The sequence below is a fragment of the Quadrisphaera setariae genome (assembly GCF_008041935.1).
GTDB classification, from domain to species: domain Bacteria; phylum Actinomycetota; class Actinomycetes; order Actinomycetales; family Quadrisphaeraceae; genus Quadrisphaera; species Quadrisphaera setariae.
The window spans coordinates 21,816-44,901 of the sequence record NZ_VKAC01000005.1; the positions used below are offsets into that span (position 1 = coordinate 21,816).

Here is a 23,086-nt window from a genome sequence, read left to right on the forward strand (position 1 = left end):
GCTCACACCTCGACGAGCACCCTCACGTCCCACGCCCCGAGCTGGACCGCCTCGGACAGGGGCGCCACCGGTCCGCTGGTGAGCAGGTCGCGGACCGCCACGGGCGGGTGCACCGACGCCGGCTCCCAGGACCAGTTGTGGACCACGTGCACGCGGGAGCCGTCCGCCGCCGTGGCCGAGCTCACCGTCACGGACGCGGGGCCGTCCCAGCGCCGTGCCGACACCGACGCCGCAGGCGGGGCTGACGCCGCAGACGGGGCCGACCGGGGGGCGCTCGCGGTGAACGCCCAGTCGACCAGGGCCGCTGCCGTGGCGGGGTCGGGCTCGGTGCCCACCACCGTGACCCGGCCGGCACCTCGCGCGGCCGTCGTCACCGCCGCGAAGCGGCCGAAGTGCGGGTGGTCGTAGCCGAGCAGCACCTCGGCCTCGCCGTGCGCTCCGCCGGTGCGCAGGCAGTCGACCCACGTGGTGGCGACCGCGCCGCCGGGCAGGTCCAGCGCGGGCACCCCGGCCGCGCCCGCAGCGCCGGGACCCGGGACGAGCGGGACCGGCCCCGCCAGGCCGGAGAACTCCTGGTAGGTGGTGCCGGCCGCCTCGGCGAGCCGGCCGGGCTTGGTCTCCAGCCGGGCGCGGGCGAGGGGGTCGGCGTAGCCGGTGCGGATGCCCAGCACGAGGTGCCCACCGGCCTCCGCGTAGGCGACCAGCCAGTCGAGCAGCTCGTCGGAGGCGACGTACAGGCCGGGCACCAGCAGCACCGGGAGCTCCGCGGCCACCGTCGCGGGGTCGAGCGCCTCGCCGTCGCCGTCGCCGTCGCCGTGCGCGGTGCCGGGGACCACCTGGCGGTCGTGGAGCAGGCGCGTGCTCAGCGCCGCGTCGAAGGCGCCGCGGGCCCACGTGCCGACCAGGGAGTCGTAGGCGCCCTCCACCACCGGGTAGGGACCCGGGGCGCTGGACGGGGCGGTGGGCGGCTGGAAGGACAGCCCCCACTTGCTCGGCACCGAGTACAGCAGCCCCACCTGCGCGTCGGGGTGCAGCCCGGCGACGGTCGCGCCCGCCGTGCCCAGCTCCGCGCCCAGCTGCGCCAGCTGCTCGTACACCCGGCCCGGCTGCTGGTCGTGGGGGAGCACGCCGCCCCAGTAGGTCTCCGTGCCGGCGTGCAGCGTGTGCCAGTGCCAGTACTCGACCATGCGCGCGCCGCGGGCCACGAAGGCCCACGCCGCCTGGCGCCACTGCCCGTCCCAGGCGGGGAAGTTGACCGCAGAGCCGCCGATCGGCCCGGCGTTGGTCTCGGTGATGAGGAACGGGGCCTGCTGCGAGCCGAACATCCGGTCCGCGGAGTGCACCAGCGTCCACGTGCCCGAGGAGGTCCACCCCTGCGCGGGGAGGTCGGTGGGAGCGGGCAGGGCCAGCGCGTCCTGCATGGCGTAGTAGGGGTTGCCCGCCGCCACGTCCAGGGAGGAGTTGACCTCGAGCTCGTCGACGGCGGGCCGGGTGTACGACACGCACGTCATGACGAACTGGTCGTCCCGGCCCGCCGCCGCCGCCACCTCGCGCACGATCCCCGCCTGCCAGGAGATCAGGTCGCTGGTGGCGCGGGTCTGGAACTCGCGCCAGGCGAGGTCGTACTGGGGCTGGGCGTTGCCGTGCGGCGTCCACAGGTCCGCCCAGCGGGAGAGGCGGTGCGACCAGTAGGTCAGGCCCCACGCCTCGTTCAGCGCGTCGACGGTGCCGTAGCGGGCGCGCAGGTCGTCGACGAACGCCTCGAAGGTGCCGGCGTTGTGGATGAGGTGGAGGCCCGGCTCGTTGTCGACCTGGTAGCCGATGACGGCGGGGTGCGCGGCGTAGCGCTCGACCACCTTGCGGATGACGCGCTCGGCGTGGAAGCGGAACGCGGGCGCGGTGAAGTCGACCTCCTGGCGGCTGCCCCAGCGCATCGGGGTGCCGGTGCCCGGGTCGAGGGCCAGCTCGGGGTGCTTGCGGGCCAGCCACATGGGGACGGCGTACGTGGGGGTGCCGAGGACCACCGAGATCCCGCGCTCGTGGCAGCCGTCCAGGGCCTCGGCCAGCCACTCCAGGTCGAAGACCCCGTCGCTGGGCTCCCACGTCGACCAGACGGACTCCCCGACGCGCACCACGGTCATCGACGCCTCGACCATCAGGTCGAGGTCGGTCTTCACGCGCGGCGACGGCGTGTACTCGGGGTAGTAGGCCGCCCCGAAGAGCACCCTCGGAGGCAGCCCCCGCTGGTCGTGCTGCGGGTCGAACAGGGTCATCCCTTGACTCCTCCGGTGGACAGGCCCGCCTGCCAGTACTTCTGCAGGTACAGGAAGGCGACGACGAGCGGCACGATCGAGACGAGCGAGCCGGTGATGACGCTGGAGAAGAGCACCTGCCCGCCGGACCCGGCCGCGGCGGCCGACTGCCACTGCGCGAGGCCCACCGTGAGCGGGTACTTCTCCGGGGTGCTCAGCATGATCAGCGGAAGGAAGTAGTTGTTCCAGGTGGCGACCAGCGTGAACAGCAGCACCGTGATGAAGCCCGGCGCGAGCAGGCGCAGCGCGACCGAGAAGAAGATCCGCAGCTCCCCGGCGCCGTCCACGCGGGCGGCCTCCAGCAGCTGGGTGTCGACGGCGTCCGCGGCGTAGACCCGCATGAGGTAGACGCCGAACGGGCTCACGAGGCTGGGCAGGACCACCGACCAGCGGGTGTCGGTGAGGTTGACCCCGGCGAACAGCAGGTACGTGGGGATGGCCAGCGCCGTCGTCGGCACCATGATCGACCCGAGCACCACCGAGAACAGCGCCGTGCCCGCCGGGAAGGTGTACTTGGCGAAGGCGTACCCGGCGGCGGTGGCCAGGAAGGCCGCCCCGACCGCGGAGACCACCGAGTACAGCAGGGTGTTGCCGATCCAGGTCCAGAAGATCCCGCCCTGGGCGGTGAACACCTGCTGCAGGTTGCTGACGAGGTTGATCTGGTCGAACCACAGGCCGAAGGTGGAGAACAGCTGGCCGTTGTCCTTCGTGGAGGCCACCACCAGCCAGTACAGCGGCAGCAGGAAGTACGGCAGCACGAGGATCACGAGCACCGTGAGCAGCGGGCTGCGGCGGTCGGTGGAGCCGCGCCGCCTCCGGGTGCTCGCTGCCGCCGCGAGCGGGGCGGCAGCGGCGCCGGTGGCGGTGCCCGCCGTGGTGGGTGCGGTGCTCACGAGCGGCGCTCCTTCCGCTGGGCCGACAGCTGGACGACGTAGGAGAGGACGGCGATGACCAGGGCCAGGAGGAAGGCGACGGCCGCCGAGTAGTTCACGTTCTGGTTGGTGAACGCGAGGTTGTAGGCGTAGAGGTTCGGGGTGTACGCGGTGTCGATGACCGACGGCGCCAGCGTGCGGAGCAGCTGCGGCTCGTTGAACAGCTGGAAGCTGCCGATCACGGAGAAGATCAGCGTCAGCAGGATGGCGCTGCGGATGGCGGGGATCTTCACCGACCACGCGATGCGCAGCTCGCTGGCGCCGTCCACGCGGGCCGCCTCGTAGAGCTCGGTCGGGATGCCGCGCAGCGCGGCGAACATGATGATCATGTTGTAGCCGACGAACGACCACGTGACGATGTTCATGATCGAGCCGAGCATCCAGCTGGACAGGAACGGCGGCTTGGGCAGGCCGAGTCCCGTGGCCATCTGCGCGAACGGCCCGAAGTCGGGCCCGTAGAGGTAGCCCCACATGAGGGTGGCCACCACGCCGGGCACGGCGTAGGGCAGGAAGACGGCCAGGCGGATGAAGCGCTGGGCGTAGAGCACCCCGGAGTCGAGCAGCAGCGCGATGACCAGCGCCACGCCCAGCATGATCGGCACCTGGACGACGAGGAACAGCGCCACGCGCACCAGGCCCGACAGGAACGCCGGGTCGGACAGCGCGTCGACGTAGTTCTGCACGCCGACGAACGAGACCCCGCCGATGAGCTGCTCGCGGTACAGCGACAGGTAGGCGGCGTACCCCAGGGGCACCACGAGCATGGCGGTGAAGACCACCATGAACGGGAGCACCAGCAGGTACGCGGCGCGGTGCTGGCGGCGCAGCGCCGGGGAGGCGCCGCGCCGCCGCGGCGCCGGCGAGCCCGCCGGCGCCGCCGCGGTGCGGACGGAGGTGGTCACTTGACCGTGAAGCCCTGCGAGGTCGCGAAGTCCTTGATCTTCGTCTCCCACTGGGCCAGGGCGCCGACCATGTCGCCGCGGTTGGTGATCGCCGGGCCCATGACGTCGGTGTAGCTGGAGTAGACGGTGTCCATGAACGGCAGCCACTCGAAGTCGGTGTTGACGTTCTGGGACGCCTCCACGAAGACCTCGTTGACCTTCTGGCCCCCGTAGAACTCCGGCGTCTGGCCGACGAAGGACGAGTCCTGCAGGACCGAGTTCAGCGGCGGGAAGAGGAACTGCTCGGTGGCCAGCTTCATGGCCGGCTCCCTCTCCACGTTGATCCAGCGGGCCAGCTCGGCGGCGGCCACGGGGTTCTTCGTGGTGGAGATGACGGCGTCGGTCGAGCCTCCCCAGTTGCCGGTGGCCTTGCCGCCGGCGGTGAACTGCGGCAGCTGAGCCGCGCGCCAGTTCCCCGAGGTGTTCTTGGCAGTGCCCTGCAGGAACACCGGGCCCCAGGCCGCGGTGAGCCAGGAGGCGTAGGTCCCGGCCGACAGGCCCTGGTACCACTGGTCGGTGAAGTCGGGGTCGACGGCCACGAGGTCCTTCTGCACCAGGCCCTGCCAGAACTCGACCACCTGCTTCGCCTCGGTGCCGGTGAGGTCGACCGTCACGGTCTTGTCGCCGTCGTAGGCGAACGGCTTGGCGCCGTTGGCCCACATGAAGCCGATCATCTGGCCGGCCTGGTTGGGGGGCAGGTCGGTGAGGTAGCTGTTCGTGCTGGCGGTGCGGTAGGTCTGCGCAGCGGTGGCGAACTCGTCCCACGTGGTGGGCGCCTGCACGCCGGCGGCCTTGAGGAGGTCGTCGCGGTAGAGCATGCCCATCGGCCCGGTGTCCTGGGGGACGGCGTAGACCGCGGCGTCGCGGGCCACCTGGTTCCACACCCACTCGGGGTACTGGCTCTCGAGGTCGCCGAAGCCGTTCATGCCGGACAGGTCCAGCAGGTTCTTCCCGATGAGGAAGGAGGAGATGTACTGGTACTCGATCTGGCAGACGTCCGGGGCCCCCTTGCCGGCCTTGAGGGCCGTGCGCAGCGCGGTGTACTGGTCCAGGCCCTGGCCGGCGTTGACGACCTTGACCTTGACCTTGGGGTACTTCGCCTGGAACAGGTCGACCTCCTTCTGGATGTCGGGCACCCAGGTCCAGAAGGTCAGCTCGGTGTCGGTGTCCATCGCCTTGGCGAAGTCGTCGGAGGAGACGGGGGTCGCCGAGGCGCCGTTCCCACCCCCACCGCTGTTGCTGCCGGCGCAGGCGGCGAGGCCCAGGGCTGAGACGCCGAAGAGGCCGGCCAGGGCGGCGCGGCGGGACAGGGGCGTGCTGGCGATCTCGAACAAGGGAACTCCTTCGTCCTGGTGTTCGTGCGGGGCATCGGGTGGTGCTGGTCGGTGGTGGCGGTCGGTGGTGGCGTGCAGCGGGGGCGGGTCTGGTCAGGGGGCGGGCGCGTCTCCCGGCGCCTCGCGCCGGTCGCCGGAGCTGGCGCGGACCACGAGCGACGCGCGGACGTCGACCCTGCGCCGCTCCACCGGCTGCCCCTCCAGGGCGCAGACGATGTGCTCGACGGAGAGCCGGGCCATGGCCTGGAAGTCCTGCCGGACGCTGCTGAGCGGGACCACCTGGAACTCCGACTCCGGCAGGTCGTCGAACCCGACGACGGCGACGTCGCGGGGGACGCCCAGCCCGCGCTCGACCAGCGCCCGCACGGCCCCCACGGCCATCGCGTCGTTGGCGGCGAACAGGGCGGTGAAGCTCTCCCCGCGGTCGAGCAGCTCCTGCGCGGCCTGGTACCCGCTGCGGGCCGACCAGTCGCCGCGCACCGGCTCGACGACGGGGGCGCCCGCGCCCTCCAGGGCGCTGCGCCAGCCCAGCTCGCGCAGCTCGGCGGGCTGCCAGGCCCTCGGCCCCGCGAGGTGCGCCACGCGGCGGTGCCCCAGGTCCAGCAGGTGCTCGGCGGCGAGGCGGCCGCCGTGCTCCTCGTCAGTGGTGACGTGGGAGTGCAGGGGCGAGCGGTCGGCGTCGGGCGCGTCCCCGTGCTGCGGCGAGACCACGGGCACGTCCGCGTAGGGCACCAGCAGCGCCGGGTCGCGGCGGAAGGGCTCGACCAGCAGCAGGCCCTCCGCGCCGAGCGCCAGCGCCCGGTCGATGGCGCGGCGGACCTCGGAGTCGTCTCCGTCCTCCCCGGTGGCGACGACGACGGTCGAGTACCCGCGCTCGCGGGCTGCGCGCTCGGCGCCGATGACGTGCTCGGAGATGCCGTAGAGGGGCGAGCCCATGGCCACGATCGCGATGAGGTGGGTCCGCCCCGCGGCGAGGGCCCGCGCTGCGCCGTTGCGCCGGTAGCCCAGCCTGTCGATGGCGGCCAGGACGCGCTCGCGGACCTCGGGCCGCACCTGGGGGGAGTCGTTGACGACGCGGGAGACGGTCTTCTGGCTCACGCCGGCCTCGCGGGCCACGTCGACCATGACGACGCTGCCGGTGGGGCGCGCGGGGCGGTCGTGCGTGGTGGACACCGGGCACCTCCTCCATGACTGCGCTGTCATCCCTGGGGGTGCTCGAACCGTAGGGGGCCGATGACAGCGCAGTCAAGCAACGATCTGGTCACGCCGGGTAGTCGTGCGTCCGCCGTCCTGCAGACGCGGCGAGGCCCCGCCGGGCGTCCTCCGGCGGGGCCTCGTCAGCGCAGCGCTGGCTGGCCGGTCAGGCGGCCGGGCGGTCAGGCGGCCGCGGCGGCGCGGACCGCGGGGGCCACCTCGGTGCCCAGCAGCTCGATGGCCCGCAGCACCTCGCGGTGCGGCATCGAGCCGGGGGAGACGTGCAGCATGAACCTGTCGATCCCGAGCACCTCGGCGTTGAAGAGGATCTTCTCGGTGACCTCCGCCGGGCTGCCCACGAACAGCGCCCCGCGCTTGGTGCGCCCCGCCTCGAAGTGGGGGCGGTTCAGCGGCGGCCAGCCGCGCTCGCGCCCCAGCTGGTCCATGACCACCTTGTACGGCCCGTAGAACGTCTCGACGGCGGCCTGGGAGGTCTGCGCGACGAAGCCGTGGCTGTGCGAGGCCACCGGGATGCGCATCGGGTCGTGCCCGCCCTGCACCGCCGCGCGGTGGAACAGGTCGACCAGGGGCGCGAACCGCTCCGGCTGCCCGCCGATGATCGCCAGCGCCAGCGGCAGCCCCCGCACCCCGGCGCGCACCACCGACTCCGGGTTGCCGCCCACGCCCACCCACACCGGCAGCGGCTGCTGCAGCGCCCTCGGCTGCACCACGACGCCGTCGAGCCCGGCGCGGTGCTTCCCGCTCCAGGTGACGGGCCCCTCCTCGCGCAGCGCGAGCAGCAGGTCGAGCTTCTCGGTGAACAGCTCGTCGTAGTCGGCGAGGTCGTAGCCGAACAGCGGGAAGGACTCGATGAACGACCCCCGCCCGGCGAGCACCTCCGCACGGCCGGAGGAGAGCAGGTCGAGGGTGGCGTACTGCTGGTACACGCGCACCGGGTCCTCGCTGGACAGCACGGTGACGGCGCTGGTCAGGCGGATCCGCTCCGTGCGGGCCGCGGCGGCCGCCAGCACCACGGCGGGCGCCGAGGAGGCGTAGTCGGGACGGTGGTGCTCTCCCAGGCCGTACACGTCCAGGCCCACCTGCTCGGCCAGCACCACCTCCTCCACCACCTCCAGCAGGCGCTGGTGGGCGCTGGGCGCGACTCCCGTGGCGGGGTCGGGGGTGGTCTCCGCGAACGAGCTGATGCCGATCTCCACCCCCTGACGCTAGGTCACGGACCGGGAAGATCACCCGCAGATCGGCCACGGCGCGCGCCGCGGACCGAGAAGATGGCCCCGTGCTTCCCCTCACGCGCGCTCGTCGGGTCCAGATCGCCGCGACCGGCGTCCTGACCGTCCTCGCCCTCGCGCTGGTCGGCTGGCTCCTGCTGCGTCCGGCGGCCCCCGTGGCGGGCGCCGGCTCCTCGCCGGAGGCCGCAGCGGCCGGGCTGACCACGTCGCTGGAGCAGACGGGCGCCAGCGCTGCGCCCACCGACGCGCCCACCGACGCCGCTCCGTCCGCGGCGCCCGCCTCCCTGGCCCCGGCCCCCGAGCCGTCGGTGACGCTCACCGCCACGACGCCCACCAGCACCACGGCGGGCCCCGAGGCGTCCGTCCCGGGCGGCGCGCCGGTCGCGTTCGTCGGCGACGGCCTCGACCCCGCCGGAGCCGCCAACGACTGGTCCGCGCTGGCCGCGTCGGCGCTGACCGGTGCGGGGGCGCCGGTGGCGCGCAGCGTGGCGGCCGCCGACGGCGCCGGCTGGGCCTCCCGCTCCGCCGACGGCCGCACCTTCGCCGACCTCCTCGACCAGGTCACGGGCGACCAGACGCGCGTCATCGTGCTGCTCGGCAGCCGCAACGATCTCGCCAACCCCGCGGCCGTCGGCCCCGGTGCCCAGCAGGCCATCCGCGTGGCCAAGGCCAAGGCGCCGCAGGCCCAGGTGGTCGTCGTCGGACCCCCGGCCCTCGGGGACGAGGGGTCCGCGGCCCTGACCGCCACCCGCCGCGCGCTGAGCGCCGCGACCGCCGAGGCCGGCGTCATCTACCTCGACCCGGCCGCCACCGGCTCCGAGCTCACCAGCGCCGCCACCACCACCTCTGACGGGTCCGTGCGCCTCACCACCACGGGGCAGGTGGAGCTGGCCGACCAGGTGCTGCCGGTGCTGCAGCGCCTCCTCGTGGTCCCGACCGCCGGCTGACCGGCGTTCTCAGGGTCTTGCCAGGCGGCGGGGCTGAAGGCGGGGGCCCGCCGCGCCGATGCCCTGGGTGTGACCGACGAGAAGGACCTGGCAGGAGCCACCACCGCGACCGCCGCCCGGCCCGCGCCCGCCGCCCGGCCCAGCACCCGCTCGGGAGCACCGTCCGTCAGCCTGTCCACGGCCTCGGCGGAGCTGTCGGTCACGCCCTCCGCGGACGCCGACGGCGCCACGCGCACCGCCGCGCAGCTCGTGCCGACCCGTGACGCCTTCACCTTCACCGCGCCGCCCGTCCACGTGCGGACGGCCCCGGCGTCGTCGTCCGTCCCGACCGCCTCACCGCGGCTCGTGTGGCTGGCGACGGCCGTCGCCGTCGTCGTCCTGACGGGGTTCTTCGTGCTCATCGTGTCCGGGCGCGTGGTCACCGAGGGGCCCGTGGTGATGGTGCTGTCGCGCACCCACGGCATCCACCTCGGCGACCTGTTCGCGCTGGGCGGCTGGTGCGCGGCCGTCGGCGGCCTGCTCGCCGCCGCGCCCGGTGCGCCGCTGCGCCGCCGCTAGATCCAGGAGGCGAACCACATCCGCGCCCGCCAGGCGTCGTAGGGGATCAGCTCGGCCGTCCACACCGGCCAGAAGTACGACGCCGCCACCACGGCCAGCACCACCACGCACCCGCTGACCACCACACCGGCCAGCCGGCGCCCGGTCAGCACGCCCCCCGGCGGTGACCCCGCACCCGCCGGCGCAGGTGGCCCGGTCATCAGCCCGAAGCAGTACACGACCGCCATCACCACGAACGGCGCGAAGACCACCGCGTAGAACTGGAAGATCGTCCGGTCGCCCACGGTGAACCACGGCAGCCAGCCCGCCGCGACCCCCGCGAGCACCGCGCCCGCGCGCCAGTCGCGCTTGAGCGCCCAGCAGAAGAGCACCACGAGCAGCGCGAGGCACCCGGTCCACCACACCACCGGGTTGCCCAGGGACGTGATGGCCTCGGTGCACGAGTCGGTGCCGCAGCCCGTCACGCCCTGGGCCTGGCCCTGGTAGTAGAAGGACGTCGGCCGGCCCTGCACCATCCACGCCCACGGCGAGGACTTGTACGCGTGAGGGGAGTCGAGCGTGGTGTGGAACTGCCACATGTCCTGGTGGTACTTCCACAGCGACCGCAGGGCCGGCGGCAGCCACTGCACGCCCTGGCCGGGGTTCTCGGCCGCCCAGTTCCGCAGGTGGCCGGTGGTGGAGGCGAACCAGCCCGCCCACGTGGCCGTGTAGACGACGACGAGGGTCGGCAGCGCGATGACGGCGGCGGGCACGCCGTCGCGAAGCAGGGCCGTCCACCAGCCCGGCTGGCCCGCGCGGCGCCGCGCGGCCACGTCCCACAGCACGCTCATCAGCAGGAACGCCGCCGTGAAGTACAGCCCCGACCACTTCACGCCGCACGAGAGCGCCAGAGCCAGCACGGCTGCCAGGCGCCACGGCCGCCACCACAGCCGCGGCCAGGCCACCGGTCCTGCGGCGCCCGCGCGGGCGGCCACCGCGGCGACGGCCAGGCGCCGCCGCATCCAGTCCCTGTCGAGGAGCAGCAGCGAGAACGCCACGAGCACCCAGAAGGTCAGGAAGATGTCGAGGATGCCGGTGCGGCTCATGACCAGCGACAGCCCGTCCACCGCGAGCAGCAGCCCGGCGGTGGTGCCCAGCAGCGTCGAGCCGAGCAGCCGGCGCGTGGTGCGCGCGACGACGAGCACGCACAGGGTGCCCACCAGGGCTGCGGAGAAGCGCCAGCCGAAGGAGCTCTGCACGCCGAACAGCTGCTCGCCGACGGCGATCATCCACTTGCCCACCGGCGGGTGCACCACGTAGTCGCCCGTGGAGCTGTACACGTTGACATCGCCGGCCACGAAGCTCTTGTCGGTGTCCGCCGGCCAGCTCATCTCGATGCCGGTGGCCAGCATCGTCCAGGCGTTGCGCACGTAGTAGGTCTCGTCGAACACGAGCGCGTGCGGACGGGCCAGGTCCCAGAAGCGCAGCAGCCCGGCGACGGCGGTGACCAGCAGCGGGCCCAGCCAGCCCCACAGGCGCTCGCGCGGCGTGGTGTCCAGCGGCGGGCCGACCAGCCGCTCGACCTCCGCGGCCAGCGCCGCGTCGTCGACGCGGGCGCGCGCGGAGGAGCGCGGCCGCTGCGCGGGCCGCTCGGCGGTGACGGTCACGGGCCCATCCTCACCCGAGCGCGGCCAGGCGGGGGCCCGCGGCGGCGAGGCGCTCCACCGCGGCGTGGAGCACGTCGTCGCGCTTGCAGAACGCGAACCGCAGCAGCGACGGCGCAGCGGACGGGTCGTCGCAGAACACCTGCACGGGGATCGCCGCCACGCCGACCTCCTCCGGCATCCGCCAGGCCAGCGCCGAGGCGTCGGTCAGGCCCAGCGGGCGCACGTCGGCGGTGACGAAGTACGTCCCCTCGCAGCGGTTCACGGCGAAGCCCGCCGCGGCCAGCCCCTCGGAGAGCAGGTCGCGCTTGGCCTCCAGCTGCGCCGCGAACCCGGTGAAGACCTCCTCGGGCAGCCGCAGCGCCGCCGCCACCGCCGGCTGGAACGGCGCGCCGGAGACGTACGTGAGGAACTGCTTGACCGCCCGCACCGCCCCCACCAGCTCAGCCGGCCCGTGGACCCACCCGACCTTCCAGCCGGTCACGGAGAACGTCTTGCCCGCCGAGGACACCACCAGCGTCCGCTCGGCCATCCCCGGCAGCGACGCGAGCGGCACGTGCCGCGCCCCGGAGAGGACCAGGTGCTCGTACACCTCGTCGGACAGGACGACGGCGTCGTGCTGCACCGCCAGGCGCGCCACCAGCTCGAGCTCGGCGCGCGAGAGCACCCGCCCGGTGGGGTTGTGCGGTGAGTTGAGCAGCACCAGGCGCGTGCGGTCGGTGAAGGCCGCGCGCAGCGCCTCCTCGGTGAGCTCGAAGTCGGGCGCCCGCAGCGGCACCGTGCGGCGGGTGGCGCCGGACAGGGCGATGGTGGCGGCGTAGGAGTCGTAGTACGGCTCGAGCACCACCACCTCGTCGCCGGGGCCGGTGAGCGCCAGCACGGCGGCGGCGATGGCCTCGGTGGCGCCGGTGGTGACGAGCACGTCCGCGGGGGAGACGTCCAGCCCCCAGAACCTCGCCTGGTGCTCGGCGACGGCCTCGCGCAGCTCCGGGATCCCCGGGCCCGGCGGGTACTGGTTGCGCCCGCTGCGCAGCGCGGCCGCTGCGTCGGACAGGAGCGAGGCGGGCCCGTCGGTGTCGGGGAAGCCCTGCCCGAGGTTCACCGCGCCGGTCCGCAGCGCCAGCGCGCTCATCTCGGCGAAGACGGTGGTGGTGAAGGGGCGCATGCGCTCGACCAGCCGCGGCGAGGGGGCGGGCTGGGCGGCAGGCGCTCCTGGTGCTGCTGGACCTCGGGTCACCCGGGGAGTGTGCCAGCGGCTCGGGGCACCACGATGGGGGCGTGAGCGTTCCGGAGCCCGTGCGCGGGCGCGTCGTCCTGGCGGGCACCCCCATCGGCAACGCGGAGGACGCCCCGCCGCGCCTCGTGGCGGCCCTGGCGAGCGCCGACGTCATCGCGGCCGAGGACACCCGCCGGCTGCGCCGGCTGTGCGCCGCGCTCGGCGTGGAGCCGCGCGGCCGGGTGGTGAGCTCCCACGAGCACAACGAGGACTCCCGCGGCGAGGACCTCGTGGCCGCGGCCGCCGCCGGCGCGACGGTGCTGGTGGTCACCGACGCGGGCATGCCGACCGTCTCCGACCCGGGCTACCGGGTGGTGGTCGCCGCTGCCGCGGCGGGCGTGCCGGTGACCACCGTGCCCGGCCCGTCCGCGGTGCTCGCGGCGCTGGCGGTCTCGGGGCTGGCCACGGACCGGTTCTGCTTCGAGGGGTTCCTGCCGCGCAAGGGGGGCGAGCGGGCCTCGGTGCTCGCCGAGCTGGCCCGCGAGCGGCGCACGATGGTGTTCTTCGAGGCCCCGCACCGGCTGGCGGCGTCCCTGGAGGCGATGGCCGAGGCCCTCGGCGCCGACCGGCGCGCGGCCGTCTGCCGCGAGCTCACCAAGACCCACGAGGAGGTCCGGCGCGGCACGCTGCCCGAGCTGGCCGCGTGGGCCGGCGAGCTCGCCAAGATCGGCGAGGTGACGCTCGTGGTGGCCGGTGCTCCCGCCGCGGCGACCGACCCCGCCACCGCCCTGGCCGAGGTGCTGGCCCGCGTGGCCGCCGGCGAGCGCCTCAAGGACGCCGCCGCGGAGGTCGCCGAGGCCACCGGCACCTCCAAGCGCGAGCTCTACCAGGCGGCCCTGGAGGCGCGCCAGCAGCGCTGACGAGCGCTCGTCAGCGCGGACCAGGGCAGGTCAGCGCTCCACCTCCAGCACCACCGCGTCCTCGTCGGCGAAGACGTCCGCGCTGGCTGCGCCGGAGCCCGTGAGCCGCTCGGCGTGGGCGGCCACCGCGGCGTGCACCGCCCGCATCGACGCCGGCGAGCCGACGTGCACGACCGTCAGCACCGGTCCGTGCGGCGGGCGCCGGGCGGTGATCTCACCGTCGGTGCAGCTGTGCAGCGCGGCCGCCACCAGCGCGCGCAGCGGGGGGAGCAGCTCCAGGTCGGCGGCCGGGGCGGCGTGGTCGACCACGTCCACCCGCACCCCCCTCGACCGCGCGGTCGCCGCGCACCGGCGCACCTCGGGGTCCAGGAGCTCCCGACCGCGCAGCTCCGCGCGCAGGTCCTTCTCCACGGCGGTCAGCTGGACCTGCACGTCCAGGTCGGGAGGGCCGTCCGCGTTCGCCACGGTCTCCAGCAGCGGCACCGCCGCCACCTCCAGCAGCGCCCGCCGCCGCTCGTGGGCCTCGGCGCGCTGGCGGGTGCGGCGGCGGCGCTCCCGGGCCAGCGCGTAGGCGCTGTCGCTGCGGAGCAGGTCGATGCGGGTGGTCCTGACGAGGTGGGCCGCCACCTGGCCCCAGACCCACCACACGACCACCGGCCCCAGGACCAGCGCGGTCTCGGGCGCCCACAGGGGGCCCTCGCCGGCCCCGAGGCGCAGCCCGAGCAGCACGGCGACCACCGTGACGCCGCTGGCGTGCGCCAGCCCCCGCCGGTCGCGCACCGCGAGCAGCGCCAGCGCGGGGCTCAGCAGCCCCGGCGCCGACGGCTGGTCGGTGAAGCGCGCGCCAGGGGCGATGGCGTAGGCGTTGACCAGCACCGCGACCGGCAGGAGCACCGCAGCCGCAGCGGCGGGGAGCGCGCCCAGGGCCGCGCCGTGCGGGGTGCTGCTCGTGCCGCCGCGGCGGCGCCCCGGCAGCACGAGCAGCGCCCCGAGCACCGCCGCCGCGCCCAGGGAGGAGGCCAGCGCCAGCAGCGGGGCGTTCGCCTGCGGCAGCGAGGACAGGCACAGCAGCGCCTGCACGGCCACCCAGATGACGCCGGACAGGACGAGCGGCTGCAGCCGCAGCTGCAGGGCCCCGGGGACGGCGCCCCTCACCGCGGCCACCGCAGCTCCACGGTGGTGCCGCGCCGAGAGCTGGAGACGTCGGCCTCCCCGCCGACGCTGCGCATGCGCCCCACCACCGACACGCGGATGCCCAGGCGTCCCGTGGGCAGGGCGTCGGCGTCGAACCCGCCGCCGTCGTCGCTGACCACCACCCGGGCCCGCTGCTGGCCCAGCTGGCCGTGCACGCGGGCCCGCACGCCAGGGGGGTTGTGGTGGACGGTGTTGCGCATGAGCTCGGCGGTGGCGTCGGCCAGGGCCTCCACCACGCGGCCGGGCAGCGAGCCCGGCTCGCTGGTCACGTCCACCACGGCGGCGTCGAAGGCCCCGCGCGCGGCGGCGCCCACCTGCTGCGCCGCCAGCGCCGTCCCCACGGTCAGCGTGGTGGGGGCGGCCGCGATGCTCCGCAGCGCGGCCGCCGCGGCGGCCGAGGCGGCGCGCACCTCCTCGTCGGTGCGCGCGGCGGCGCCCGCGCGCAGGGCGGTGAGGACGTCGTCGTGGACGGCGGCCTCCCAGCGCCCCCGCTCGGCCTCGGCCAGGGCCAGCGCCTCGGCCTCCGCGTCGGCGCGCAGGGCGGCGCCGCGGACGGCGCCCACGCGACCCGTGGTCTGCTCCAGCCCGCGCGCGAGGTAGTACATGGACGCGGCGACGAGGGCGAGGACCGTCCCGTAGAGCACCTGGGCCGTCACGTCCTGCTGGGGGAGCGGGGGCGGGGGTGGGGCGGTGGCGGCCACGAGCGCGCTGAGGGCCGTGGGCAGCGCCACCCCCCAGCCGCGGGGCGCGTTGCGGGCGAGGACCGCGCTGGCCTGCACGGACGCGGCCAGCACGTAGGCGGACCACGCGCCGTGCGTGGGCGCCGGGTCCGTCTGCACGAGCCCGGCGCTCAGCAGCGCTGCCTGCGACAGCGTCGTCACCGCGCCGACCGCCACCAGCGCGGCCGCCGGGGGGTCGGGGGAGGTGCCGCGCACGAGGGCGAGGACCGCGGCGCCGAGCGCCCCCGCGAAGGCGGCGAGCAGGGGCACCGCCCACCACAGCGGTCCGGCCGGCCCGTCGAGGGCGACGGCGCCGGCCGCGGCGGCCAGCGGAGTCGCGCTGGTCAGCACCACGACCACCCCCACCAGCCGCCGCGCGGTCGTGCGTGCGGCGGCGGGGCTCACCGGCGCCGCCCGGAGCGGGCAGGGGCGTCAGCGGGACGGCGCGGCACCGCTCGTCTCGTCGTCGTCGAGCAGGCCCATGGTCTCCGCGACGTTGCGCAGCTCGAGCTTGCTCGACGCCCGCACGTCCACGGCGGCCAGCTTGCTGCGGATGCGCTTGAGGTACTCCTTGACGGTGCCCTCGCCGATGCCCAGGCGGCGGGCCACGGACTTGGCGGGCAGGTCCGCGGCGTACAGGCGCAGCACCTGGCGCTCCTGCGGGGAGAGCAGGTCGTCGAGGTGCGGGGCGGTCTCCAGGGCGCGCGCCATGCGCACCGAGACCACGGCCTCGCCGCGGTGGGCGGCGCGCACGGCCTCCACGAGCACGGGCAGCGGCTCGTCCTTGAGCACCACGCCCAGGGCCCCGCGGGCCACGGCCGAGTACACCTGCGCGGGCTTGGCGCCGTCGGTGTAGACGACCACCTGCGCGCCGGCGGCCAGCAGCCTGCCGGTGTTGGTGCCCGGGGTCGAGGCGTCACCCAGGCGCAGGTCGAGCAGCACCACGTCGAGGTCGTCCCGCTCGGCGAGCAGCTCCTCCACGGTGGGCGCGTGGGCGACCAGGCGCACCTCGGGCGCCGCCTCCTCGATGACCGCCTTCAGCCCCGCCAGCACCACGGGGTGGTCGTCGACAGCTCCCACCAGCACCACTGCGCTCTCCTCCACAGCCGTCCTCCCCCCAGGGGTCATGAGCGTCCGCACGAGGCGTCGCTGGAAGGACTATCGCTCCTGATCCTCTCAGTCCGCTTACCCGATAAGGCGACGTCTGCCTGAGGGGATACCGCTGGGGTCCCTCCTGAGGGGGGACGGTACGCCCTTGAGGCGCATCGCCGGGGCCTCGACGAGGTGCCAGCTGGCCAGGGCCACGAGCGCGGTGGCCGCCAGCACCGCCAGGACGACGACGACGACCGGCGCGCCGGCCAGCGGCGTGCTCAGCACGATCAGCGCCACCGGCCAGTGCCAGACGTAGGCGCCGTAGGACAGGTCGCGCCGCAGGCGCGGGCGCCACGGCAGCCGGGCCGCCGTCGCGAGCAGCAGCAGCGCGAAGCCGGGGGCCCCCAGCGCGCGGTAGTCGTCCAGGAGGAGCAGCCCCGCCACCACCGAGGCCCCCGCGGCGGCCAGGACGACCGGCGTCACCGGCACCCGGTCGGCCACGAGGTGGGCGGCCGCGCCGAGGGCGAACAGGAGCAGCAGCCGGGACAGGTTCTCGCCGGGCAGCAGCTGCGCACCGGTGGCCTCCTGCGCGGCGGTGGCCAGCTGCAGCGCGGCGACCCCGGCCACCACGAGCAGCGGGCGGTGCCGCAGCAGGCCGAGCACTCCCAGCCCGGCGACGGCGGCGTAGCACAGCGCCTCGTAGAAGAGGGTCCACAGGGAGCCGTTGACCACCGGGTCCGGGGTGGAGGCCGGCAGCCCGGCGATGCCGAACTGGGCCATGAACAGACCGGCGTTGTGCAGCACGTAGGTCGTGGCCGAGCCGGGACCGGTCAGCACCGCGGCCGGGCTGCCGCCGCCGAGCACGGCCAGCAGGGGCGCGACGACGACAGCGGTGACCAGCAGGCACGCCCAGAAGCCCGGGAGGATCCGCAGCGCCCGGTGCCAGGCGAAGCGGCCGGGGGAGCGCAGGCGCAGCCAGCTGGCGGTGATGAGGAACCCCGACAGCACGAAGAACCCGTCCACGGCGAGCCCGCCGACCTCGGTCCGGCCGATGGTCGGCTGCCAGCCGAGGGCCAGCTGCATGACGTGGGTGACGGCGACGGTGCCCGCCAGCACGAGGCGCAGCAGGTCGAACGCGTTGCTGCGCGGGTCGTAGGCCTGCGCCAGCGTGCGGGGTCGCCCGGCGGGGGCTCCGGCAGGGGCGCCGGCGGTGCTGGCGGTGCTGGCGCGCGGCGCGGCGGGTGCGGTCACCCCTCCACCGTCCGTCAACCTTCCCCTTACGTCAAGGTGAAGGTGCGACCTTCACGTGAAGGGAAGGTTGCGAGCGCATGACGCAGCCCGCTGCGCGGACAGCGGGGCGGCGAGCCGAGGAGGGGGTGGGGGAGCGGGTGCTCAGGGGAGCAGCGGGCGCAGCGAGGCCAGCAGCTCGTCGGCGCCCGCCAGCTGCTCCACCAGCTTGTCGCGGCGCCGGCGCACGTCGGCCTCCAGCTCCACCAGCCGCTCGAGCCGCTCGGCGCGGTCGGGGTCGTCCCCGGCGGTGGAGGAGGAGACGGCGTCGAGCAGGGCCAGCACCTCGCGCATCTCGTCCAGCGTGAAGCCCAGCGGCTTCAGCCGGCGGATGGTCAGCATCTTGGCCAGGGCGTCCTCGCCGTACAGGCGGTAGTTGCCCGGGGAGCGGCGCGCGGGCAGCAGGCCCTCGTCGTCGTAGTAGCGGACCGTGCGGTGCGACAGGGCCACCCGCTCGGCCATCTCGCCGACCGTCATGAGCCCCGGCGGGAGCCCGGTGGCGGGGATCCCGCCGGCGGGTGTGGTGGCGCCGGTGTCGGCACCGCCGGACGCGGCGTGCGAGGTGGACGGCGTGCTCACGGTGGCCTCCTCACCTCTGCAGCGGTCGGGCGTCCATCCTGCCACCAGGTCAGCGGCGCGCGGCCACCGTCGTCGTCGTGCTCGTCGTGGTGGTGGTCGTGGTGGTGCCGCTGCCGTCGGTGCTGGCGGGGTCCCACGCCTGGAACTCGTCGGCGTGCTCCGGGCAGAGCGAGGCGGTGGCGGACCACTCGACGTCGTAGGCGGCGTTGAGGTCGAGGTCCTCGTCCGCCCAGCGGGACACCAGCGCGGCGTCGGCCTCCGCCGGGGCCTGCCCGGCGTCGAGGTCGGAGCAGAAGCCGTAGGCCATGTCGAGCAGCGTCGCGTCGTCGAAGGCCTGGTAGGTCTCCTCGTACAGGTCGTCGATGTACGCCTGCTCCGGAGCCGACAGCGACGCGACCGTCCCGTCGGCCGACCGGTCCGACCCCGCGGACCCGTCGGCCAGCTCCGCCAGGGCCGCCGCGGCCCCCACCGCCAACCCGACCGAGCCCACGAGCAGGACGACGGCGGACAGCGCCGTCCCCACCACCGCGTGCGCCAGCCCCGCCCCGCCGCGGCGCCGGGAGCGCACCAGGCCGAGGATCCCCAGCACCAGGCCCAGCACCGCGCACGGCACGGCCACCACCCACGACCACACGGCCACCGGGTTGCCCTGCGGCTGGGCGAGCCACGGCGCGGGCTGCGGCAGCGGACCGCGGCCCGGCGGGGGAGCGGCGTACGGCTGGACCTGCTGCCACGGCTGCGGCTGCGGCTGCGGCGGTGCGCCCGGCGGGCCGTAGGCGGGCTGGGGCGCCGCGTAGGGCTGGGGCGTCTGCTGCGGCTGCGTCGCCGCGGACCGCCACGCGGGCGCCGGGTCCACGGGCTGCTGCTGCCCGTCCTGCCCGGGGGCGCGCCACGGGGAGCCGCCCTGGTGCGGCTGGCCGCTCGGCGAGCCCTGCTCGTCCACCTGCTCCACGTCGTCCTCCCCGCCGCGCGCAGGGGAGGCGGCGCGACCAGCGTCGCGACGGTAGGCGCCGTCGCGACCGCCCGGTACCCCGAGCGCGGCCCCACCACCCGGGCGGGTGCAGCGGGCCAGCCGCCCGGAGGAGGCACCCCCGGAGGCACCTCCGACACCGTCCCAGCGCCGTCCCGGCGCCGTCCGCGGGTGGAGGGCGACGAGCTGCGCGGAACCGCCTCCCCGCGGCGACCGCCCGTCCCATACTGCTCGCATCCGGCTCCGGGAGGACCATGGACGTGCAGCGCGCCGAGGCGCTGGGACCGCGCGCAGCGCTCAGGGCGCTCGTGGTGGCCAGCCGCGACCCTCGCGCGCGCTTCCTCGTGGTCGGGGTCGGCTCGACGCTGGTGCACCTGGCCGTCATGACGTCCCTGCTGCCGCTCGTGGTGGCCGAGGCCGCCAACGCCACGGCGTTCGTGGTGGCCACCCAGGCCAACTTCGCCGCCAGCTACTGCTGGACCTGGGCCTCCCGCCGCAGCGGCAGCGAGGGCCGCGCCCACCTGCTCCGCCGCCTGGCGCTGTTCAACGCCGCAGCCGTGCTCGGCTTCGGGGTGAACTCCGCCTGCTTCAGCTCCGCGCACCGCCTGCTCGACGCACCGCCCGTGCTCAGCGCGCTGATGGCCACCGCCGTCTCCGCCGTCGTGTCCTTCGCGGTGACGTCGCGGCTGGTCTTCGCCCAGCGCGCGGCTCGCCCAGCCGGTGCCGAAGGCTCCGCGAGCGCCGCCGTGGCGCCGCTCGCCGTGCGCCGTTCCGCCGCAGCCGCAGCTGGCGCGCCCGCTGCGGGACCGCTGTTCGTGCTGGTCCCGGCCCCGCGCGGAGCTGTGCTGTCCGAGGCGCTCCGGCCCGCGCCGTCGTCACTGCCGGTGCTCTCGCCGGTGCTCTCGCCGGTGTTCTCGGTGGAGGTCGCGCCCGTCGCGTCGGCCCTGACCGCTCTCGCGCCCCGCTCGGTGGTCACCGCCTCCTGAGGCCCGCTCGGTCCGTCGGTCGGCGGACGCCGATGCGACTCCGAGCCAGCCGTGCAGATCTTGGCGATCGGTCGGTCGTGGACGCCGCAGCGCCCCATCGATCGCCAAGATCTGCGCAGTCGGACGCCTCGGCGGCGCAGCCGACAGCGCCTGGCCCGTGCTCGTCGTCGTCCTGAGTCCTCTCAGGCCGGCGGTGGGGGGAACTGGCCCTGTTCCTCGTTGGTGCAGGGTGGCCCTGGTCCCGCAGGAGTGGGCCAGGGCCACCCTGCACCAACGAGGGGGAAGACGGGCGGGCAGCGCCGGAGACCAGCGGCGACCTCAGCGGTGGCGGCTCGGCTCCGCCCGGCGCAGCAGCAGCCGCGCCGCCACGAGGGCCACCGCCGCGACGACCACCGTCATGCCCAGCGCCAGCCACCACTCGCCGGGCGTGGTCGCCCACAGCGGGTCCACGAGGTCCATGCCCGGCACGAGCGCCGGCAGGTCCACCGTGCCGGCCGCCATGTTGAAGCCCCACCGCGCCGGCACCAGCCACGCCAGCTGCTCCAGCGCGAAGCGCCCGTCCACGGGGAACAGCGCGCCGGTGAACACCAGCTGCGCCATGACCAGCAGCACCATGAGCGGCATCGCCTGGTCGGCGGTGGTGGCCGCCGCGGAGATCGCCAGGCCCAGGCAGGCCGACGCCACCGCCACCACGGCCACCGCGAGCACCACCTCGGGGAACGCCCACGGCAGCACCACGCCGGACGACGGCAGGTCCCGGCCCACCAGCGCCAGCACCACGAGCACCACGGACTGCACCACCACCACCGAGCCCAGCACCAGCGCCTTGGACGCCAGGTACGCCACCGGTGACAGGCCGATGGCCCGCTCGCGGCGGTAGATGGGCCGCTCCTCGACCACCTCGCGCACCGACGCCGCCGCGCCGACCAGCGCACCGGACAGCACGAGTATCATGAGCAGCGTCACGGTCTCGGTGTTGAGCCGCTGCACCTCGCCCGGCCCGGGCAGCGGGGGCGGCAGCAGGCCCAGCGGCGTCGGCGCGATCCGCGCGAGCACCGCGAGCGCCAGCGGCAGCCCCACGAGCAGCCCGACGTACTGCCGGTCGGCGGCGATGACGGCCAGGTAGCGGCGCACGAGCACCGCCGTCTGCTTCCACACCGGCTGCCTCTTGGGCGGAGCGCCCCACGCGCCCCCAGCGGCCCCAGCGGCACCGTCGGCGCCGGCCTGCACCGCCGGCACGGCCGACGTCGGCGGCGCCACCTCCTCGGCGTGCGGCCGGAACCTCTCCTTCCACGTGCGCCCGTCGGCGTCCCGCGGAGAGCTCGACAGCGCGAGGAACACGTCGGAGTGGTCGGGCAGCCCGAAGTGCTCCAGCAGCCCCTGCGGCGGCCCGAAGTAGGCCACCGAACCGCCGGGGGCGAGCAGCAGCACCCGGTCGCAGACCTCGAGGTTGGCGGTGGAGTGGGTGACGACGACGACGGTGCGCCCGTCGTCCGCCAGCCCCCGCAGCGTGCGCATCACCGACTTGTCGAGCCCCGGGTCGAGCCCGGAGGTCGGCTCGTCCAGGAACAGCAGCGACGGCTTGGTGAGCAGCTCGAGCGCCACCGAGGTGCGCTTGCGCTGCCCGCCGGACAGCTTCTCCACCGCCAGGTCGGCCTGGGCGGTCAGCCCCAGCTCGACGATGACCTCCTCCACCCGTGCGGCGCGCTCGTCGGCGGAGGTGTCGGCGGGGAAGCGCAGCTGGGCGGCGTACGTCAGCGCGGTGCGGACGGTCAGCTGGGTGTGCAGCACGTCGTCCTGGGGGACCAGCCCGATGCGGTGCCGCAGGTCGGCGTAGTCGCGGTAGAGGTCGCGGCCGTCGTACAGCACCTCGCCGTGCTGGGCGGGGCGGAAGCCGGTCAGGGCGCCCAGCAGCGTCGACTTGCCCGCCCCGGACGGGCCGACCACCGCCAGCAGCGACCTCTCCTCCAGGGAGAAGGACACCCCGTCGAGGAGCACCCTGCGGGCGCCCTTCGGCGCGTCCCGGCCGGGCACGGGGGCGCTGACCTCCAGGCCGCGGGCCTCGAAGGAGACGCGCCCGTCGTCGACGTGCTCGTGCAGGTCGCCCCCGCGCAGCACGAACCGGGTGTGCCCGACGGAGAGCAGGCCGCCCTCCGGCAGCACGGCGCTGCCGCCCCGGGGCACCGGGGAGCCGTCCACGAAGGTGCCGTTGGCGCTGCCGAGGTCGCGGACGAGGTAGCCCGTGCCGCCGGGGGAGCCGTCGGGCACCAGCTCGGCGTGGTGGCGGCTGACCAGCAGGTCGGGCACCACGATGGTGTTGTCGGTGGCTCGCCCGATGCGCACCACCACCGTGGTGGGGGAGTGGACGGCGGTCGGCGGCCTGAAGACGGCTGACGCGCCCCAGCGCCACCGGTCGCCGCTGCCGTCCGCCGGCAGCCCGTCCACCAGCCCGGCCGCCGCACCGGCCGTCAGCCCCGGGCCGGCCACCGACGCCGGCGCGGCCGCTCTCTTCGGTGCGGCGGGAGCTGCGGTGAGCAGCTGCAGCGCCGGGCCGGTGTCGGGGTCGCCCAGGCGCACCTCGACCTCGCCCTCCAGCAGCACCCTGCTGATGCGCTCCCCGCGCCGGTAGGTGCCGTTGCGGCTGGCCAGGTCGGTGAGGAGCCATCCCTGGTCGGTCAGCTCCAGCACGGCGTGGTCGCGCGAGACGAGGGGGTGGTCCACCGGCACGTCGCTGGCGGCCGTGCGCCCCACGGTGAGGCGCCTCCCGACGGCGGCGTGGGAGGGCTCGGACCAGGTGCGGCCGTCCTGGCGGACCAGGAGGGCGCGCGTCGGAGCAGCGCTGACCACGAGCTCCCCTTCCCGGGAGCCGGCGGCGCCCGTGCTTGTGGCAGTGGGCGCTGACGCTAGCGCGTCGCGGGGGCGCCGCGGGAGCTGCGCGGGAGGCCTCGCGAGACCACCGGCGCCGCCCCCACCACGGCGGTCACCCCGACGACCACTGCTACGAGCGCCGTG

19 protein-coding genes are annotated in these 23,086 nt (G+C 75.3%); 4 read left to right on the forward strand and 15 right to left on the reverse strand.

The window, feature by feature from the left end:
* Nucleotides 1-2: 2 nt before the first annotated feature.
* The 6 genes from FMM08_RS09105 to FMM08_RS09130 all read right to left on the reverse strand — a co-directional run bounded on the left by FMM08_RS09105 (nt 3) and on the right by FMM08_RS09130 (nt 7,930).
* Nucleotides 3-2,273: a beta-galactosidase gene (locus FMM08_RS09105; RefSeq protein WP_147926069.1), complete on the reverse strand. Its 2,271-nt coding sequence runs from the start codon at nt 2,271-2,273 to the stop codon at nt 3-5.
* Nucleotides 2,270-3,205 (reverse strand): carbohydrate ABC transporter permease, encoded by a 936-nt coding sequence (locus FMM08_RS09110; protein WP_222710591.1) that lies wholly within the window; start codon nt 3,203-3,205, stop codon nt 2,270-2,272. The genes FMM08_RS09105 and FMM08_RS09110 overlap by 4 nt, the downstream gene beginning before the upstream one ends.
* Nucleotides 3,202-4,146 carry a carbohydrate ABC transporter permease gene (locus FMM08_RS09115; protein ID WP_222710592.1) on the reverse strand — a complete coding sequence of 315 codons (945 nt, stop codon included), beginning with the start codon at nt 4,144-4,146 and terminating at the stop codon, nt 3,202-3,204. Before FMM08_RS09115 ends, FMM08_RS09110 begins: the two co-directional genes overlap by 4 nt.
* A complete protein-coding gene (locus FMM08_RS09120) occupies nt 4,143-5,519 on the reverse strand; it encodes an ABC transporter substrate-binding protein (RefSeq protein WP_222710593.1) in 1,377 nt (458 codons plus the stop codon). The genes FMM08_RS09115 and FMM08_RS09120 overlap by 4 nt, the downstream gene beginning before the upstream one ends.
* Before the next feature lie 93 nt (nt 5,520-5,612).
* Nucleotides 5,613-6,692 (reverse strand): LacI family DNA-binding transcriptional regulator, encoded by a 1,080-nt coding sequence (locus FMM08_RS09125; protein WP_187279646.1) that lies wholly within the window; start codon nt 6,690-6,692, stop codon nt 5,613-5,615.
* A 203-nt stretch (nt 6,693-6,895) separates the two neighbouring features.
* A complete protein-coding gene (locus tag FMM08_RS09130; protein WP_147926071.1) occupies nt 6,896-7,930 on the reverse strand; it encodes an LLM class flavin-dependent oxidoreductase in 1,035 nt (344 codons plus the stop codon).
* 80 nt (nt 7,931-8,010) lie between these two features.
* Between FMM08_RS09130 and FMM08_RS09135 the strand changes: the two genes are divergently transcribed.
* Both FMM08_RS09135 and FMM08_RS22965 read left to right on the forward strand, forming a co-directional pair.
* The gene (locus FMM08_RS09135) at nt 8,011-8,910 is read left to right on the forward strand and encodes an SGNH/GDSL hydrolase family protein (protein WP_147926072.1); all 900 of its coding nucleotides are present in this window, start codon (nt 8,011-8,013) and stop codon (nt 8,908-8,910) included.
* Between the two features lie 69 nt (nt 8,911-8,979).
* Nucleotides 8,980-9,468, forward strand: a complete 489-nt coding sequence (locus tag FMM08_RS22965) for a hypothetical protein (protein ID WP_187279647.1) — start codon at nt 8,980-8,982, stop codon at nt 9,466-9,468.
* Here FMM08_RS22965 and FMM08_RS09150 read toward each other — a convergent pair.
* A complete protein-coding gene (locus FMM08_RS09150; protein ID WP_222710594.1) occupies nt 9,465-11,114 on the reverse strand; it encodes a dolichyl-phosphate-mannose--protein mannosyltransferase in 1,650 nt (549 codons plus the stop codon). The two genes, FMM08_RS22965 and FMM08_RS09150, sit on opposite strands and share 4 nt — an antisense overlap.
* Before the next feature lie 10 nt (nt 11,115-11,124).
* Nucleotides 11,125-12,348 (reverse strand): pyridoxal phosphate-dependent aminotransferase, encoded by a 1,224-nt coding sequence (locus tag FMM08_RS09155; RefSeq protein WP_147926075.1) that lies wholly within the window; start codon nt 12,346-12,348, stop codon nt 11,125-11,127.
* 41 nt (nt 12,349-12,389) lie between these two features.
* Between FMM08_RS09155 and rsmI the strand changes: the two genes are divergently transcribed.
* Complete coding sequence (rsmI, locus tag FMM08_RS09160) at nt 12,390-13,247, forward strand: 16S rRNA (cytidine(1402)-2'-O)-methyltransferase (RefSeq protein WP_147926076.1); 858 nt, start codon at nt 12,390-12,392, stop codon at nt 13,245-13,247.
* 30 nt (nt 13,248-13,277) lie between these two features.
* On the opposite strand, the gene FMM08_RS09165 is transcribed toward rsmI, so the two are convergent.
* From FMM08_RS09165 to FMM08_RS09190, 6 genes are all read right to left on the reverse strand, one after another.
* Nucleotides 13,278-14,411, reverse strand: coding sequence for a hypothetical protein (locus FMM08_RS09165; RefSeq protein ID WP_147926077.1), 1,134 nt, complete (start codon nt 14,409-14,411; stop codon nt 13,278-13,280).
* Nucleotides 14,399-15,565: an ATP-binding protein gene (locus FMM08_RS09170; RefSeq protein WP_147926078.1), complete on the reverse strand. Its 1,167-nt coding sequence runs from the start codon at nt 15,563-15,565 to the stop codon at nt 14,399-14,401. The genes FMM08_RS09165 and FMM08_RS09170 overlap by 13 nt, the downstream gene beginning before the upstream one ends.
* 27 nt (nt 15,566-15,592) lie before the next feature.
* Nucleotides 15,593-16,264, reverse strand: coding sequence for a response regulator (locus tag FMM08_RS09175; protein ID WP_187279648.1), 672 nt, complete (start codon nt 16,262-16,264; stop codon nt 15,593-15,595).
* Nucleotides 16,265-16,345: 81 nt separating this feature from the next.
* Complete coding sequence (locus FMM08_RS09180) at nt 16,346-17,503, reverse strand: acyltransferase family protein (RefSeq protein ID WP_147926080.1); 1,158 nt, start codon at nt 17,501-17,503, stop codon at nt 16,346-16,348.
* 141 nt (nt 17,504-17,644) lie between these two features.
* Nucleotides 17,645-18,118, reverse strand: coding sequence for a MerR family transcriptional regulator (locus tag FMM08_RS09185; protein WP_222710595.1), 474 nt, complete (start codon nt 18,116-18,118; stop codon nt 17,645-17,647).
* A gap of 49 nt (nt 18,119-18,167) precedes the next feature.
* The gene (locus FMM08_RS09190; RefSeq protein WP_147926081.1) at nt 18,168-19,070 is read right to left on the reverse strand and encodes a DUF732 domain-containing protein; all 903 of its coding nucleotides are present in this window, start codon (nt 19,068-19,070) and stop codon (nt 18,168-18,170) included.
* Between the two features lie 272 nt (nt 19,071-19,342).
* Between FMM08_RS09190 and FMM08_RS09195 the strand changes: the two genes are divergently transcribed.
* Nucleotides 19,343-20,074, forward strand: a complete 732-nt coding sequence (locus FMM08_RS09195) for a GtrA family protein (protein ID WP_147926082.1) — start codon at nt 19,343-19,345, stop codon at nt 20,072-20,074.
* 318 nt (nt 20,075-20,392) lie between these two features.
* Here FMM08_RS09195 and FMM08_RS09200 read toward each other — a convergent pair whose 3' ends face one another.
* Nucleotides 20,393-22,921 carry an FHA domain-containing protein gene (locus tag FMM08_RS09200; protein WP_147926083.1) on the reverse strand — a complete coding sequence of 843 codons (2,529 nt, stop codon included), beginning with the start codon at nt 22,919-22,921 and terminating at the stop codon, nt 20,393-20,395.
* Between the last annotated feature and the right edge of the window lie 165 nt (nt 22,922-23,086).

What these genes read in the sequence shown, in the direction of transcription:
- FMM08_RS09105 (WP_147926069.1), bottom strand. Translation starts at nt 2,273, where the DNA reads ATGACCCTGTTCGACCCGCAGCACGACCAGCGGGGGCTGCCTCCGAGG.
- FMM08_RS09195 (WP_147926082.1), top strand. Translation starts at nt 19,343, where the DNA reads ATGGACGTGCAGCGCGCCGAGGCGCTGGGACCGCGCGCAGCGCTCAGG.